The 15,337-nt window shown below is 60.4% G+C and carries 13 protein-coding genes; all 13 read right to left on the bottom strand.

Translation table 11 applies throughout. The annotated features are described in order from the left end of the window. A complete protein-coding gene (gene icmH, locus LT42_RS02035) occupies positions 1 to 894 on the bottom strand; it encodes a type IVB secretion system protein IcmH/DotU (RefSeq protein ID WP_037009505.1) in 894 nt (297 codons plus the stop codon). 5 nt (positions 895 to 899) lie between these two features. Further along, entirely contained in the window at positions 900 to 2,231 is a 1,332-nt protein-coding gene (gene tssK, locus LT42_RS02030; protein WP_037009503.1) for a type VI secretion system baseplate subunit TssK, read from the bottom strand. Then, on the bottom strand, positions 2,228 to 2,731 hold the full coding sequence (gene tssJ, locus LT42_RS02025; protein ID WP_037009501.1) for a type VI secretion system lipoprotein TssJ: 504 nt from the start codon (positions 2,729 to 2,731) through the stop codon (positions 2,228 to 2,230). Before tssJ ends, tssK begins: the two co-directional genes overlap by 4 nt. A 5-nt stretch (positions 2,732 to 2,736) precedes the next feature. Continuing rightward, a complete protein-coding gene (gene tagH, locus LT42_RS02020) occupies positions 2,737 to 3,948 on the bottom strand; it encodes a type VI secretion system-associated FHA domain protein TagH (RefSeq protein WP_037009499.1) in 1,212 nt (403 codons plus the stop codon). A gap of 15 nt (positions 3,949 to 3,963) precedes the next feature. Next, positions 3,964 to 4,104, bottom strand: a complete 141-nt coding sequence (locus tag LT42_RS02015; RefSeq protein ID WP_037009497.1) for a hypothetical protein — start codon at positions 4,102 to 4,104, stop codon at positions 3,964 to 3,966. Between the two features lie 79 nt (positions 4,105 to 4,183). Then, positions 4,184 to 5,701: a sigma-54-dependent Fis family transcriptional regulator gene (locus tag LT42_RS02010; protein ID WP_037009494.1), complete on the bottom strand. Its 1,518-nt coding sequence runs from the start codon at positions 5,699 to 5,701 to the stop codon at positions 4,184 to 4,186. Between the two features lie 10 nt (positions 5,702 to 5,711). After that, a complete protein-coding gene (tssH, locus tag LT42_RS02005; protein ID WP_037009492.1) occupies positions 5,712 to 8,375 on the bottom strand; it encodes a type VI secretion system ATPase TssH in 2,664 nt (887 codons plus the stop codon). Further along, the gene (gene tssG / locus LT42_RS02000) at positions 8,372 to 9,394 is read right to left on the bottom strand and encodes a type VI secretion system baseplate subunit TssG (RefSeq protein WP_037009490.1); all 1,023 of its coding nucleotides are present in this window, start codon (positions 9,392 to 9,394) and stop codon (positions 8,372 to 8,374) included. The genes tssH and tssG overlap by 4 nt, the downstream gene beginning before the upstream one ends. Further along, the gene (gene tssF / locus LT42_RS01995; protein WP_037009488.1) at positions 9,358 to 11,145 is read right to left on the bottom strand and encodes a type VI secretion system baseplate subunit TssF; all 1,788 of its coding nucleotides are present in this window, start codon (positions 11,143 to 11,145) and stop codon (positions 9,358 to 9,360) included. The genes tssG and tssF overlap by 37 nt, the downstream gene beginning before the upstream one ends. Before the next feature lie 109 nt (positions 11,146 to 11,254). Beyond that, positions 11,255 to 11,665, bottom strand: a complete 411-nt coding sequence (gene tssE, locus LT42_RS01990; protein WP_037009485.1) for a type VI secretion system baseplate subunit TssE — start codon at positions 11,663 to 11,665, stop codon at positions 11,255 to 11,257. Positions 11,666 to 11,678: 13 nt separating this feature from the next. Continuing rightward, positions 11,679 to 13,154 (bottom strand): type VI secretion system contractile sheath large subunit, encoded by a 1,476-nt coding sequence (tssC, locus tag LT42_RS01985; RefSeq protein ID WP_037009482.1) that lies wholly within the window; start codon positions 13,152 to 13,154, stop codon positions 11,679 to 11,681. 26 nt (positions 13,155 to 13,180) lie between these two features. Next, positions 13,181 to 13,684: a type VI secretion system contractile sheath small subunit gene (tssB, locus tag LT42_RS01980; RefSeq protein ID WP_037009480.1), complete on the bottom strand. Its 504-nt coding sequence runs from the start codon at positions 13,682 to 13,684 to the stop codon at positions 13,181 to 13,183. A 26-nt stretch (positions 13,685 to 13,710) separates the two neighbouring features. Continuing rightward, positions 13,711 to 15,267 carry a type VI secretion system protein TssA gene (gene tssA, locus LT42_RS01975; RefSeq protein ID WP_037009478.1) on the bottom strand — a complete coding sequence of 519 codons (1,557 nt, stop codon included), beginning with the start codon at positions 15,265 to 15,267 and terminating at the stop codon, positions 13,711 to 13,713. Positions 15,268 to 15,337 lie beyond the last annotated feature (70 nt).

The following is a 15,337-nucleotide window of genomic DNA, read 5'->3' as shown; positions in this document are numbered from 1 at the left end:
TTACGGCTGCGGTTGCAGTTGTGATTGCGATTGCGGGTCAACTGCGGTCTGGTCCAGGAGTTGATAAGGCTGCAGAACGGCTTCACGGTGCTCGCCCAGCACCCAGGCGAAGCCCGAATACATCACGACCAGACAGACGACAACGAGCGTGACCACCGTCCATGCGGGAACAACGCGCACGAGGCTGCTGCGCCGGCCACTCAACCCTTGCCAATGGGGAGAGAGCTCTCGGGGTGCGTCACCGCGCAGGTGGCGGATTTGCCGATACAACGCGTCGCGGATACTTTCAAGTTCCACCACACCACGGGTCTGCACGCGGTATCGGCCCTCAAACCCCAGGGAAAGGCACAGGTACATCAGCTCCAGCATCGGCAAGTGCTTCACCGGATTTTTCGAGAGCCGATCCAGTAGCTGGAAAAACTTTTCGCCACCGAAGGTTTCATTGTGGAAGCCGCTAAGCAGACTCATCTGCGACCACTCGCTTTCGTTGCCCCATGCAGTGGTGACCACCGCCTCATCCAGCACTGTGCACAGCACATAACGGGCGCCCATGACCTGACTGCCCTCCACACCGTTATGCAACGCCCGCACCTCGAAGGATTTGAGGGCGTGTGTCAGATGATCGTTGAGGGTGGCTATGTCTTGCGGGTCCTCGACGCGCTTGAGGCGCACCAATTCGGACAACAGCTCGGACGCCGCCGCCACGAGCGGATTCATGCCCACGTTGAAAACCTGCGATGCAGGCAGATGCGCGGCATACACCATGCGTTCTTCGAGCTGCTCGAACCGCGGCGGCGCGGTGGAATCCGTCATGGGGCCTGTCGAGGGTCCATGACCCTGCCGACTGACCAGCACGGTTTTATCATCCTGGCGGTAATCGCTACCCCTATTCATGTCGGTCAGCTCCTGATGGCCCAGAATTTGAGCTCCAGCTCGGGAAACTCGCCGGATACGTGAAACGCAAAGCCGCCTGAACGTTCGAGCTGGGCCAGGTCTTCGGCGGTCAGGTCGAGAACGAACCAGGTTTTTTTGGAGTGGAAGGCAATTTGCCGCGGCGCCACCGGCAGCGGGGTTAGCTTGATGCCCGGCAAATGCAGGTTTACCAGTTGGCGGATACGCTCCACCGGTGCCACCTTGAGGTGCGCGGGCAAGCGATGGCGCAGTTCCTCGGAATCACAGTGAGCGCTGGCGGCCAGCACAAACGAAGCCGAACCCAGCAGCGTGTGGTCATGCAACGGCGAGACGCTGATGCCGTACTGGCGCGCTTGCAGGGCCAACTCGACGGCATGTTGTTCAAGCACCATGGACAGCATTTGCCGCAGAGCGTCCATCAGTTTGCGGAAGCTCTCACCTTGATCATTGTGTTGATAGCGGCTGTCCAGACGTGGTCGTCTGTTTTCGCTCGAAAAGGTCGCCAGGTCGCCGAGCAGCGTCAGCAACGTGCGGTAGAGTTCTTCTGGATGCACCTGCTCAACGCCCAGGTAATGGCGCAGCAGCAACTCTGCCCGGTTGATCAATTGCAGCATCATGAAGTCGCCGATCTCCGCGCTGGCCACCGTGCCACTGCAGCGAATGCGCTCGGCAATCGTGTCGCCACGGTGACTGAGCATGCCGATGACTTCCTTGACGCAGGACAGCAGGTAACTGGACGCATGGGCCTGAAGGTAGGTGGGGACGAAATCCGGCGCGAGAGTGACCACACCGTCCGGGCTGGTGTCCAGCACCTGACAGATTTTCAGCCTCACGAACGCCTGGTAGCTTTGCTGTTCACCGAGCAGCAGCCTGAAGTCGGGGCGACCACAGCTGACCTGGCACACCGCGTCATCACCGGCGTTCGAATCGGCGACCTGGGTTTCATACGCGATGTAGCGCGCCAGAACATCAGTCTGCTCACCCCGGCGTGACTCGACATGATTGCCAGTGACCAACGGCAGCGCCAGATAAACAGGCGTGTCGGCGGTATTGGGCGGAACGTCCAGGGCCAGGGACTCCTTGCTGCCGCCCAGGTCGAACAGGCTGCCGTCGGGCAGGACGCCGGACGCCCGGCTGATCACCAGTTTGCCCATATGGAGAAACTGCACGTCGATGTCCAAAGTGATAAAGCCCCAGACATAGCCGCCCATTAATCGGGTGCGGGTTTTTATCTGGTAATCGTGGTAACGATCGTTGTGCTGCAAGTGCTGCGGGCGCAGCAACATGCCCTCCTGCCAGATGACTTTGTGGGCGTTCATGGGTTTTCCGCCTCGGCCAGCGCTTCTCGTGAAAGGCGAATGCCACTTTGATCAAGGGTGAGATCGATCTCCGTCGTATCGGTCGCTGCAACACGATGCGTTGAGCGCCACACGGTTTGGGACAGGTCGCGATAGGCCGCGACCACACCGACATAGCGACTGCCCCGGTGTACGCTGAGCTTCAGTTCAAGCGTCTCGCCCGGGCGTAGCTCTAGCTCCTCGCTGGCGACCATGTCGGGCGCGAGGGTTTCTTTGGCCCGCTCATAAAGACTGAAAAAATCGGCATTTTCGAAAGCGACCGCGTGGTTGAGCTCGTAGAGCCGTAACACGATGGGCGACGGGCGCCCGTTCAGATCAGGATTCAGTTGATCGCTGGCAGTGAGCCGGAGGTCGAGCTTGGTCAGTCGTGAATAGGGAGACAGCGTCGAGCAGCCTGCCAGCAGCACACACACGGCCAATGCAGTCAGCGCGCCTGAGACGCGAGTGGAACGACAAAACATGTGTTTCATCCCTGGTGGCCACTGCGGAGGGTGGCGATCAATCGGATCTGCTCTTCATAAGCCTGAGCGAAGTCGCGCGCCATCAGACGCTCGCTCCAGTCGTTGTCCTGACGCAGGGCCTGGTGATAGCGGCCGTAGGCCCTCCATCGACTGCCTGAGGTCGGGAACAACGGCGGTTTGTCGCGCTCGAAGCGCAGGATCAGCTGTTCCGGCGAGAAGTGCTCCAGGGTGGCGCGAACGGCGGCGCGGCTGGCCGCCATCAACGCCACCTGATGCGCCTGCACGTCGTTGCAGGCCTGCGACACCGCCTGCTCGCCCGGCAGTTGGCCGGGTTTGTGGGAGGTCAACAATGCCGCCAGGGCTTGTGGCGCATCAACGGCCGATTTCAGCGGGTTGCCTTGTGCGCCCTGCACCGTGGTCTGCGACAGGCGCAGTTCGTTTTTGAGTTCGCTGCGCGTGTGCAGAATCTGCTGCAGCCCGGCGACACTCAGCCTCAGCAAGCGACCTGCATCCACGGCCAGAGCTTCCCGGGCGTCCTGATCGAGATGGCCGAGTTCAATGCCGAGGGCCGCAGAGAACTGCGTCCAGAACTCGCCGCCATGGGCTCTGGTTGTGGCCGTCGATGTAGCGTGATCAACGCTGGGGGCCGATGGTTCTGCAGGCGCCTCGACCAGTTCCGGCACGCGCAAGCTTTCCATATCCACCCGGGCATAGTCCCCACGATGGGAGCCATTGCTGACGCCAGCCGGGGGTGAAATCAGCTCGTCGATGTCCGAGTGAACACGTTCCTGCTGGTCGAGCGCATTCAGCGGGTCGAGGTCAAGAAAGGAATCATCGGGGATGATGCATCCGGCTGTGTCTGCAGGCCCCGCTTGCCGGTCGGATGAAGCTGAGCCCCGGGTGAGCCGTGCGCGAATTTCAAAATCGCCGATCACATACCCGCTGCCGTGATCAATGCGAATCGCCTGGCCCTTGGGCAACCGCTGGCCACTGTCGGCATCCATCACGCCGTTGCTGCTGGTGTCAGTCAGAAAAAAAGCGTTGTCGTTGCAGCTGATCGTAAGGTGGCGGTGTGACAGGTGCCGGGTGCAGTCGGGGATGACCCAGTCGCAGTCCTCTCCCCTCCCAATCACGCCGCCTCCTGCCCCGAATGTCATCCGGTACGACTGCGCTGGCACAAACTGCCGCGCGCTGTGCATTTCCAGAACCAGTTCCATGTTGATACTCCTGGGTCAATAGCCGCGGTTCGCCGGCTGCGGGTCACCCAGAGGGCGGTACAGGTTGTCGTTGAACTTGTAATTGCCGGCACAACCCGAGAGGCCGGATAACAGAACAAGGGTCAATAGAACGGCTTGCCGATGACGAGCAGACATCAGGTGGTCTCCAGAGCTGAGCACGAGGCGCCAATGCCTGGCACCCACCAAAATGGACAGGGGGTGACGCGTTTGCTGACTAGGCATTTACGTCACCCGGATTGATATTCAGACGGGCCAGCCGGTACAGGAGCGTGCGCCGGGGCAAGCCGAGCTTGCGCGCGGACAGGCTTTGATTGCCCCGGTTTTTGCGCAGGCAATCGAGCAGCAGACCGCGCTCGATATGCTCAAGGCGTTCTCGCAGGTTCAGGTGGGTGTCGTCAGCCACCGGGGCACGGGTGAGGCCGAAATGCTCGGCGAGCAACTCCCCGCCCTCGCACAGCAGAACGGCGCGTTCAACCAAACCCTTGAGCTCTCTGACATTCCCCGGAAAAGCGTAACCACACAGTTGATCAAGCGCTGCATCCGACCAGCTCAGTGCATGGCGCTGCAGAGACGCACAGGCCTGGTCAGCGAAATGACGGGCCAGCTCAATGATGTCCTCGCCGCGCTCGCGCAACGGCGGCAACTCGATCGGGAACTGCATGAGCCGGTAGTAGAGGTCCTCGCGGAACGTGCCCTCCCGAACCATAAGCGACAGATCGCGGTGCGTCGCTGCAACAATGCGCACGTCGACCTTGTGGGTGTCATTGGAGCCAAGCGGCCGGACTTCACCTTCCTGCAAAACACGCAGGAGCTTGGCCTGCACCGACAGCGGCATGTCGCCGACTTCATCCAGCAACAACGTGCCGCCATTGGCTGCGTCGAATAGCCCTGGACGATTGCGCAAAGCGCCGGTGAACGCCCCTTTGCAATAGCCGAACAACTCGCTTTCCAGAAGGCTCTCCGGCAACGCCGCGCAGTTCTGCACGATGAATGCCTGTGAGCGACGCGGGCCGCAGTCATGGATGGCCCGCGCGACCACTTCCTTGCCGGTGCCCGTTTCACCGCGCAGCAGCACGGTGTATGAGCTCTGCAGGACCTTGCCAATCATCGAGCCGGTCTGGCGTATGGCAGGGCTCTTGCCCATCAGCCCGTAGGCACTGACGCTTGGCAAGCAGACGCGCCGCGGCGGTGAACCATTGGCAGGTAGCCTCGTCCGTTGAAGCAGCTGCAGCTGCCCCAGCACGAAGCCGCCCAACCGGGCGAGTGAATCGGCAAAGCCGCGCAGCTCCAGAGTCCGGCTGCTTGCGCAGACCAGCAAGCCGTGGACGGTGCCTGGACGGCCTGTGATCGGGATGCACAGCAACGACTGCCAGGCGGTGTCACGAGGCGGCAAGAAACGGGTCTCGTGCAGACTATTGGCGAGGTCGGAGAAGCACACGACGCGGTCCTGACGCAACGCAAAACTCAACAGCTGCTCACCGCTGCCATCCGCCGACAGACTGGGCGCTTCACGCGGCTGCAAACTGCCGTCCAGGCACTCGGCAGCCATGAACAGCCGGTCTTCAGTGGCGTCTACGCTGTACAGCTGGGCCAGTTCGCAGCCGCTCAGCTTCGCCAGGCCGGATACGAGACCGCTCAACAGCGAGGTCTCATCGACCGCACGTGCGAGGCTGCCGAACTCTTCGAGCAAGGCTTCGGCATAGGCCAGTGCCTGCGGCACCTGACTGAACATTGCTCCCATCTCAGGCAATCTCACACGTCACGCAGTTGCTGTGATCAAGCGTTGCATGGACACGCGTGAGACGTTGGCCTGCCGCCATTGCATCCAGTAGCCGATCAGCCACCTGCGGCAGGACCTGAAGTTCCAGCAACTGGTCAATCAAACGCGCTCCACTGTCACTTTGGCTGCAGCGCTCAGCCAGATGGTCGACCAGCGTCTCGGAAAAAGTGAAGTCCAGCCGACGACGGTTCAGACGCTCGCCCATATTTTGCAGCTTGATCTCAATCAGCTCGCGCAACACCGAATCGCTGACCGGGTAATAAGGCACCACACGCAGGCGCGCCAGTAAGGCCGGCTTGAAATGCCGGGCAAGCAGTGGACGAATATGGTCCTCAAGGACCTGCGCCGATGGGCGCGCGCCGCCTGCGCAAAGCTCGCTGATGCGTTCACTTCCCAGGTTCGAGGTCATCAGAATCAACGTGTTGCGGAAGTTGATCTCGCGCCCCTCCCCGTCATTTGCCATGCCCTTGTCAAAGATCTGATAGAACAGGTTCATGACATCCGGGTCTGCTTTCTCGACTTCATCGAGAAGGACCACCGAGTAGGGTTTTTGCCGTACGGCTTCAGTCAGCATGCCGCCTTCGCCATACCCTACGTACCCGGGCGGCGCGCCGATCAGACGGGAGACGGTGTGCTTTTCCTGAAATTCGGACATGTTGATGATGGTGATGAACCGTTCTCCGCCGTACAGCAAATCGGCAAGCGCCAGAGCAGTTTCGGTCTTGCCGACACCGCTTGGGCCTACCAGCAGAAACACACCGGCTGGCGCTTCAGGCTTGCCGAGGCCGGCAGCAGCGGCGCGCATCGAACGATCCAGCGCGTTAACCGCCTGCTCCTGCCCCCGAATGCGGGCGCGCAGGTCGGTGGCAAAACTGGCGACTCTGGCGTTGTGCTCGCGGGCGATCTGCGCCAGCGGCACGCCCGTCCAGGCGCTAACCACTTCGGCGACGAGACGCGGGCAGACTTCGTAGCTGACCAGACGTTCGCAGGTCTGGGCCTGACTCAATGCCTGGTGGACGTCATCCAGCGCCCGTTGTATATCCTCGACGCTGTGCGCTTCATAGATGGACAAGGTGTCGCCTGCCGCACCTGTGGCATCTCGCTTAACCCCCACAGCTGCCCCGGGGGTCTCAGCATCATCAACAGCAGCATCATGGGCCAGCGCGAGTTGCCGACGCAGTTCGAGCAAGCGCTCGGCCAACGCCTTCTGTTCACACCATTGCGCCTCAAGCAAACGCCTTTCTTCGTCCGCAGCGCACAGGCGCTCTTCCAGCGTCTGCAATGCGGATTGGTCGATCGATAACCCCGCTTCGGCGTCACGTCGCTGTGCCTGACACTGGCGCTTGCCTTCAGCCATTTCGCTGCGCAGAAGCTCCAGCCGTTGCGGCGCAGCGGCCAGACTGATGCGAACCCGCGCACAGGCGGTATCAAGCACATCGACTGCCTTGTCCGGCAATTGCCGGCCGGCCAGATAGCGGGCAGACAACTCGGCCGCGGCGACCACTGCATCGTCACGCAAATAGACACCGTGGCTTCGTTCGTAGGCATGCGCGAGGCCACGAAGAATGGTTACGGCTTCGTCGACGGTGGGTTCGTGAAGTCGCACGGGCTGGAAGCGACGGGCAAGCGCCGGGTCCTTTTCAAAGTATTTTTTGTACTCGCCCCAAGTGGTTGCAGCAATGGTGCGCAATTCCCCGCGAGCCAGTGCGGGCTTGAGCAGGTTGGCCGCATCGGAGCTGCCTGCGTCTGCACCCGCACCAATCAGGGTATGGGCCTCGTCGATAAACAACACGATTGCCGCAGGGGACGCCTTGATCTCCTCGATCAGGCCATTGAGGCGTCGCTCGAACTCGCCTTTGAGGCTGGCGCCGGCTTGCAACATCCCCATGTCAAGCGCCAGCAGTTCCACGCCGTGCAGCGCCTGCGGCACTTCACCCGCAACGATGCGCGATGCCAGGCCTTCAACGACGGCAGTCTTGCCAACACCGGCCTCACCGACCACGATCGGATTGTTTTTGCGCCGGCGGGCCAGAATATCGATCATTTGACGGATCGCTTCGTCGCGGCAAAGCACCGGGTCGAGTTTGCCGTCCCGCGCCTGCTGGGTAAGATTGTGAGTGAAGCGAGTCAGTAGCGATTCCGCGCCAACGGCCTGCTTTTGATTGTCGGCATCGGCATTGCGAGAGAGCGCGAAGGCTTTCAAGCGCTCGGTGTCGAGCCTGGCAAGCAACGCCTGATAGCGAGTGCCCGCGTAGCGCAAGGGGTTGCGCATCAGCGAGAGGATCAGTGCTGCCTCCCCGACGTGGGTCTGTCCCAGATCAAGGTTGGCCACCAGCAATGCATCCTGCAGCCACTGCATCAACTCAGGCGCGAATACCGGATTGCGCGACGCGCTGTTTTCAGTCTTCAGGTGCAGCGTTGCGCTGAACTCGGCCGCGTCCAGGCCGGCATCCTGCAGGGCGCGAACAAGCAGGCCGTGCGGTCGGTCCATCAGGCCCAGCAACAGGTCCTCAATGAGGACTTTGCTGCCGCCGCGCGATACACAGCGTTCGGCCGCGTGTTCCAGATCGCGACGGCTTTGGGCGTCGAGCGCCTGAATGAGTTGTTGCAGGTTGAGGGTATTCATCGTTCGGCCGTCCTTAATGTTTTACTGCTCAGCGTCACTACACCGTCCGCGTAATCGCGGCCCAGCCAACTGGTCCACCCCAGACGACAGGTGTTCTGCTCAGCGAGGCGTAACTCACGGATTTCTTCCTGTCGCAGCACCAGGCGTACGTCGTAGTCCATGGGGTCGCGCAGCGTGAATTGAACCAGTGCGCACAGCGGCCGGTAGCTCGCCCCGATCGGAAGAAACTCATGGAATCGCCCCCAGCCAAGTTCGCGAATGTGTATGCGAAACTTGCCGCTGCGATCACGCACCCGGTTGCCCAGGACCAGGTCTTCGCCGAGGTTGCTGTTGGCCCGCCCCAGGCCGTTGCGTTGCTCAACGAGGACTTCCACGCTGCGCTCGATGCATTGCTCGATCGTCACCCCGCCGTGCTTGAAGTAGTAACGCAGGACCGATTCGATCAGCGCCGCCGAGTGAGCTCTGAGGCTGAGCAAACCCAGATAAGGCAGCAGGCGCTTCCAATTCAGCTCGCGGTCGCTTCGTATTTGCTCGCTGCCCAAACCGATGAGGGCGAAGAGTTGCGATGAAAACGGGTCGGTCGCGCCGCGTTCAAAGCGGGCGTGGTAGCGATACTTCTTCCAGATCGGCAACATCAGCCGATGCAGTCGATGGTGAAAGAGGTCGAGAAACTGCCGGGTCGGGTTGCCCTCTTCGCTGTCGCCCAAGGCTTGTTCGCTGTAGAACGCAGGCAAGGGCGAGGCGGAGCCGACCAACCCTGGCAGGTTGAAACGCAGGCGTGCTCGGGTCAGCCCTGATTCCTCAAAAAACTCCACGCGATCCACGTCGCTTCCGGGAAAACCAAGGCTCGGGTTGGCCTGAAATTCGAGTTGGTCGTACAGGTCGTCATCACTCAGGTGCGGGTGCTCAACGCGTAGCCGGTCGAGGACCAGCAGAACCGCCTGGAACAGCGAATATTCGCGGATGCCCTGGCTCAATTCGTTCATAGCAGGGGCTGCTGGCCCATACGGGACGTCCATTGGTATACCTGTCCCGGTATGCTGATCACCCGCAGTTCGTGATACGAATTGAGGCTGGCGTAAAGCGCGAAGAACTCATTCAGCACCGAGCCGAATACGAACAGATCACCCTCTCCGATGTAGCCCTGTGGGTCGATGGTCAGCTCAGTGCGCAAACCACGTACGGGCAGCCCCCTGTACAACCTGTCGACGTGCTGGTGCTTGATTGCCTTGAGGCCGCCAAGCAACCGCTTGCTGACCTTTTCTGCGTGCGGGTCGTAATAGCGCGGCAGGTCGTAGGTTTCGAGTATCACTTTCAACGCGTCGACGTCGGCCAGCGACAGGTAGTTGAGCGACATGTTGCTGATCAGCTTCCACAAGAAGTCCTGATTCAGCGGCGGCGCGTAACTCTGGGTCGCCGGCGTGATGTTGCGAAAAGTCAGAAACTCCGGCGTCTGTTCGCAGGGAATGCAAATGTCACCCAGCTTGAGTCTGCGCGGCAGGTTCTGGTTGGTGCACATCAGCTCGATCGAGAGGGTTTCGCTGGCTTGGGCCTGACGCATGCTGAAGCTCAGATACGTATCAAGCCCATCGTGAAGCGACGATGGCCGCTGGCGAATGCTGTAATGGGCACGACTGGCCGGCACGTCGAAGCTGGGGTCATGTTCAAAGGATTCAAAGGGGACATAGCGTTGGTAACCCAGCCCGCCAGGCTTCCAGCCAGTCACGCTGTCAATCGAGAAAACGCCGCAGTGCTCCGGCGCATACACAGCCGGCAACAACAGGTATTCGTCCTGCTTGCCATCCAGGCGTATGGGCGAGGCGTCGTGCTTGAACAGATTGACAATGGGCGTGCAATGGAGCCTCACGTTGTCCAGCGTAGGTCGCACACGCTGGACGGGACTCTTGCGAATATCGAAGCGCAACTCAAAGCCGCGCACTTGCTTGATGAGCTCTGGCGGCAACGTCGCAAGGCGGTTAAGGCCGTTAATGTCGACGAACAGAAATTTGTCCTGGAACGCAAAGTACTCTTGCAGATACCGATACCCGCGAAAGGTGTTCAAGGGATAGGGGATCATCGCTTCTTCTTCGGCGAATCCCACTGGCTGCGCGCCAGTGCTCGGCAGTCTGAACGCGATGGGCATGCCATCAACGACATTGAGCGGCTTGCCGGCGGCGTCCAGCGGAACCAGCTCAATGCCTTCCAGGTCGTGCAGCAGGCTCAGGTAGAGCATCTGACTGATATAGCGCTCCCCCGCGAGGTGAAGGCGCAAGCGGGTCAATGCCAGTTCCCCCACATGACCGTCGGCGGTCATTTCCAGGCGCAGGCACAACAGCGACCGTTCGCCCTTCGCCGAATAGGTTAACGAAGCCAGATCGAGCGCTTGTACATCGGTGGTGTAGCAAGTGCGGAAGCGGCACGGCACCCCGTCAATCGCAACGCTGTCGACCGGCGTATCCCGGTGGACCTTGAGCGCAGGCCCTGCCAGGGTCGACGGATCGAACTGCAGAATGCTGAACGCAGGTAACGGGCGCATGTAGTTGGGCCATAGCAGCTGCATCAGTGAATGAGTGAGCTCCGGAAGCTCATCGTCGAGCTTCTGGCGCAGGCGTCCGGTCAGGAACGCGAATCCCTCCAGCAACCGCTCTACGTCCGGATCGCGGCCGGCCTGCCCCAAAAATGGCGCCAGGGCGGGGCTGCGCTCGGCAAACTGACGACCCAACTGGCGGAGGGCAGTGAGTTCGCTTTGGTAGTAATGGTTGAAAGACACGGATTACCTTCAAGCAGAGCGGTTTGAGTTCAGCGTGTGCTGGCAACATGCATGGCGAGATGCTTCATGGAGGGGCGCAATACCGCAGTCCGGTTCTGCCGACTGTTTCTTAGCAACTGACCAGAACCTGCCCGCTCCCCTCCAGGCGCGCGGCAAAAGTTGCCTGACGCCTGACGCCCTCTATTTCCAGCAAGCCCTCGATCCTGAAAGCCAGCCGAAGCTGATCGTTGCCGTGTTCCAGTGAAATAACCTGGACGTTGCTCAGGCGCGGCTCGTACGCCTCGATAAAGACTTCGATTGCCAGCCGTGCCTGCGTCAGCGAGTCGTGGAGGCTCAAGCGCATGTCATTGAGGTCAGGCAGCCCATAGTCGGAAAGCGTCTGAACACCTCCCGCTCGTGTGCTGAGCATCTTCGCCAGATGGGCCGCCACCGAGGCCATGGCTGAAACTTCGCGGGTCCAGCCGGCGCGTTTGTCAGCATCGCCACCCAGACGCTCGAAAAGGCTGCCATAGCCCGTCATGCGCTGATCCCCGTCACTCCTTGTCCAACTTGCCAACCAGTGACAGGGTGAAATCGGCGCCCATGTATTTGAAGTGCGGCCGCACGTTCAAGCTCACGCGGTACCAGCCAGGCTCGCCTTCGACGTCACTGACCGCGATCTGCGCGGCACGCAGCGGCCGGCGCCCACGAACTTCAGCGCTTGGGTTTTCCTGATCGGCGACGTACTGGCGGATCCATTTATTGAGCTCCAGCTCCAGGTCGGTGCGCTCTTTCCATGAACCGAGTTGCTCGCGTTGCAGCACTTTCAGGTAGTGAGCCAGGCGGTTGACGATCATCATGTAGGGCAGCTGGGTGCCTAGCTTGTAGTTGAGCTCCGCCGCCCTACCTTCCGCACTGTTGCCAAAGAATTTGGGCTTTTGCACCGAGCTCGCCGAAAAGAACGCGGCGTTGTCGGAGCCCTTGCGCATGGTCAGGGAAATGAACCCCTCCTGCGCAAGCTCGTATTCGCGACGATCGCTCACCAGAACCTCGGTTGGGATCTTGGTTTCGATTTCGCCCATGCTTTCATAGTGATGCAGCGGGAGGTCTTCGACGGCGCCACCGCTTTGTGGGCCGATGATGTTCGGACACCAGCGGAACCTGGCGAAGCTGTCGGTCAGCCGCGTGCCGAATGCGTACGCTGTGTTGCCCCACAGATAGTGCTCATGACTGTGGGCAACCGTCTCCTTGTAGACGAACGACTTGACCGGGTTTTCTTCGGGATCGTAGGGATTGCGCAGCAGAAAACGCGGCACTGTCAGACCTACGTAGCGAGCGTCTTCCGACTGGCGGAAACTTTGCCATTTGGCGAATTGCGGGCCGTCGAAATGATCCTTCAGATCTTTCAGGTCAGGCAGGCCGGTGAAGCTTTCCAGGCCGAAGAATGTCGGGCCGGCAGCGGCAATGAACGGCGCGTGGGACATACAGGCGACGCTTGAGACATATTGCATCAGCTTCACGTCTGGTGAGCTTGGAGACATAAAGTAATTGGCGATAATGGCGCCCACAGGCTGGCCGCCGAACTGGCCATACTCTGCGCTGTAGATATGCTTGTAGAGCCCCGCTTGCATGACCTCCGGCGAGTCTTCGAAATCCTCCAGCAAGTCGCTCTTGGACACGTTGAGGATTTCGATTTTGATGTTCTCGCGGAAATTGGTGCGTTCCACCAACAACTGCAGGCCGCGCCATGCCGACTCCAGGGCCTGGAAATTCGGGTGATGCAGGATCTCGTCCATCTGACGGCTTAGCCTGGCGTCGATTTCGGCGATCATGCGGTCGACCATCGCCTTCTTGACCGGCTCACCGGCGTTCTGAGGTTTGAGCAGCTCTTCAATGAACGCTGACACACCGCGTTTGGCAATGTCGTAGGCGTCGTCGTCGCGGGTCAGACGGGTCTCGGCGATAATGCTGTCGAGAATGCTGTGCTCGCGGGTCTCTTTGCTGTGCTGCTGAACAGGAATGGTGCTCACGGTGTTGCTCCTTGGATGGCAGTGACTCAGTCGTCCCGGGATGTGGCGTTCAAGCCCAATTCACCCAGCACTCGCCCTCGGGACTCATCGTCGGCGAGGACGCCTTCAATGGCTTTGCGGAACGCAGGTGCATTGCCCAGCGGCCCCTTGAGCGCTACCAGGGCGTCGCGCAGCTCCATCAACTTGCGCAGTTCCGGCACCTGATCCACCAGTGAGGCCGGGTTGAAATCCTTCATCGTGTTCACCTTCAACTCCACGCCAAGCTCCTCACCGTCTTTCGCTTCCTGCAGGCGATTGGGGACGCTCAGCGTCAGGCTCAAGGCTTGCTTGGCGAGCACGTCATCAAAGGTTATTTTGTCGATGCTGATAGGCTTTCGCTCTTCCAGCTTGCGGTCGTCCTTGCGCAGGGTGTAATCGCCAATCGCGAGCAGCTTGAGCGGCAGTTCGATCTCTTCCTGCGCACCGCCAGTGGCCGGCTTGAATGTGACGTTGATACGTTCCTTCGGGGCTACCGAGCCTTCTTTGGCCATGGTGTCTCTCCTAGCGATTAGGGCCTTTAGGCCTGTTCAAGTGCCACTTCCAAATCGAGGTGGCACAGCCTGCGATAAACCTGGTCCTTGTGATCACGCACGCCTTGGTTGAGAGGCAACAACGCAAGGCAGCTGTGCAATAACTGCAGAACTTGCAGCGCGAGATCGGGCTCCCAGGCATCGAGGCCTGACTGCTCCAGTGTCTGGTCAAGGGTTTCGAGTTGGGTTTTGGCCAGTTCATATCGCCTGGCCGTGAAGCACAGCCGCGCGAGAGAGAGCTGCCAGAAAAAGCGCGCCCGCTTGCCATGGGCGCTGCGCATCCCGTGCTTGAGAATCCGTACTGCAGTCTTGAGCCCGTCCTGGCTCAACACCGACAGCGCATCGCTCAGCGCACACTCCCATGGAAGCTGCGCACCGGCAGCCTCAACGGAGGGGGGCGCAACGGCGCACTGCAGGCGAGGCATGACACTGCCGGAGATCCAGGCTTTGGTCGCAGCGTCTGCAAACGGCACGCCGTCGTGAAATCGCAGCTCGGTGACGCCCGGCAGGCGCTGAAGAAACAACGCAAAGTGGAGTTCGACCTCACGCATTGCCACGTCGGCATGCACGCCTTGCAGGCACTCCCAGACCATTCGTTGACCGTCGAACCAGAACGGTGCCTTGGCCAGACTTGCTTCGAGTTCGACAAGCAGATCGGCGTAGCGCCGGTGCTCGTACTTGTCCTGATAAGTCTTGAGCCTGTCGGCCGGGAGCCCGCGCAGCGCGGTGATCTGCTCCGTGTTGCTCTCGGGCATCGATTCGATGAGCAGCCAGGGCAAGCTGCGATTGAGGCGCAACGCGCGCACGTCGCCGACTTTCTGATTGAGCCACCAGTCGCATAAAGGGCGTGCGCTCTCCTGCAATTGACGCAGGCATTTATGGGCATCTTTCTCACTTTGGATCATCGAGACCGGGGCAGCTTTCGGCGTAGCGCTTTGCTGGGGCTGTACGGGAGTGGCGCCCTGGGCTTGCGGCAGCGTGTCGGCTGCGGGCTGAACGAGGCTTCGTATCCGTCTGCAGATGGGCAAAAGAGGCGGAGCGTCAGCATCCAGATGCCGGGCAAACACCTGATCGAGGTTTTCCAGCACTGCAATGAGGCGATCGCCCAAGGCAGGCTGCTCATTGAGGACGGCGTTGTCGTCGAGCACCCGCTCGATACGGGGGACGAGCCAATGGATCGCGGCGCATCGGGTGCGCTGCTTTACAGGATAAATGTCGGACCAATGATTGGCGCAAAGCTCATGGATGAGTCCTAGTCCCGCCACTAGCCCGGGAAAGGATTCACGCTGGTACAGCGCCCATGTCAACCACGCACCGATGCGCAGATCCTTGGACTGGGTGGCGAGGAGTATTTCGCTTTGCTCACGGACCTTCAGCCAGTCGACCTGTCCGCCGTCATGCATGGATTGCGCTTTACTCAGCTCACTCTCCAGCGACTCGTATTCGCTCGAATAACGAACGTCCTTACCCGCGAAGTTCTCTTTGGATATAGAGACCTTGGCGAGTTCCAGACAATGTGCGGAAAGTGCGCATGAGTGAGGCATATACATTCAACTAAACATGAGGATATGGAAGGCAGTGCTCTGCCGTTTGGACAGAACAAAACAGATACGT

The organism is Pseudomonas lutea, assembly GCF_000759445.1.
Classification (GTDB): Bacteria; Pseudomonadota; Gammaproteobacteria; order Pseudomonadales; family Pseudomonadaceae; genus Aquipseudomonas; species Aquipseudomonas lutea.
The sequence above is the reverse complement of the archived record's forward strand: the minus strand, read 5'-3'. Positions and strand labels throughout refer to the sequence as shown.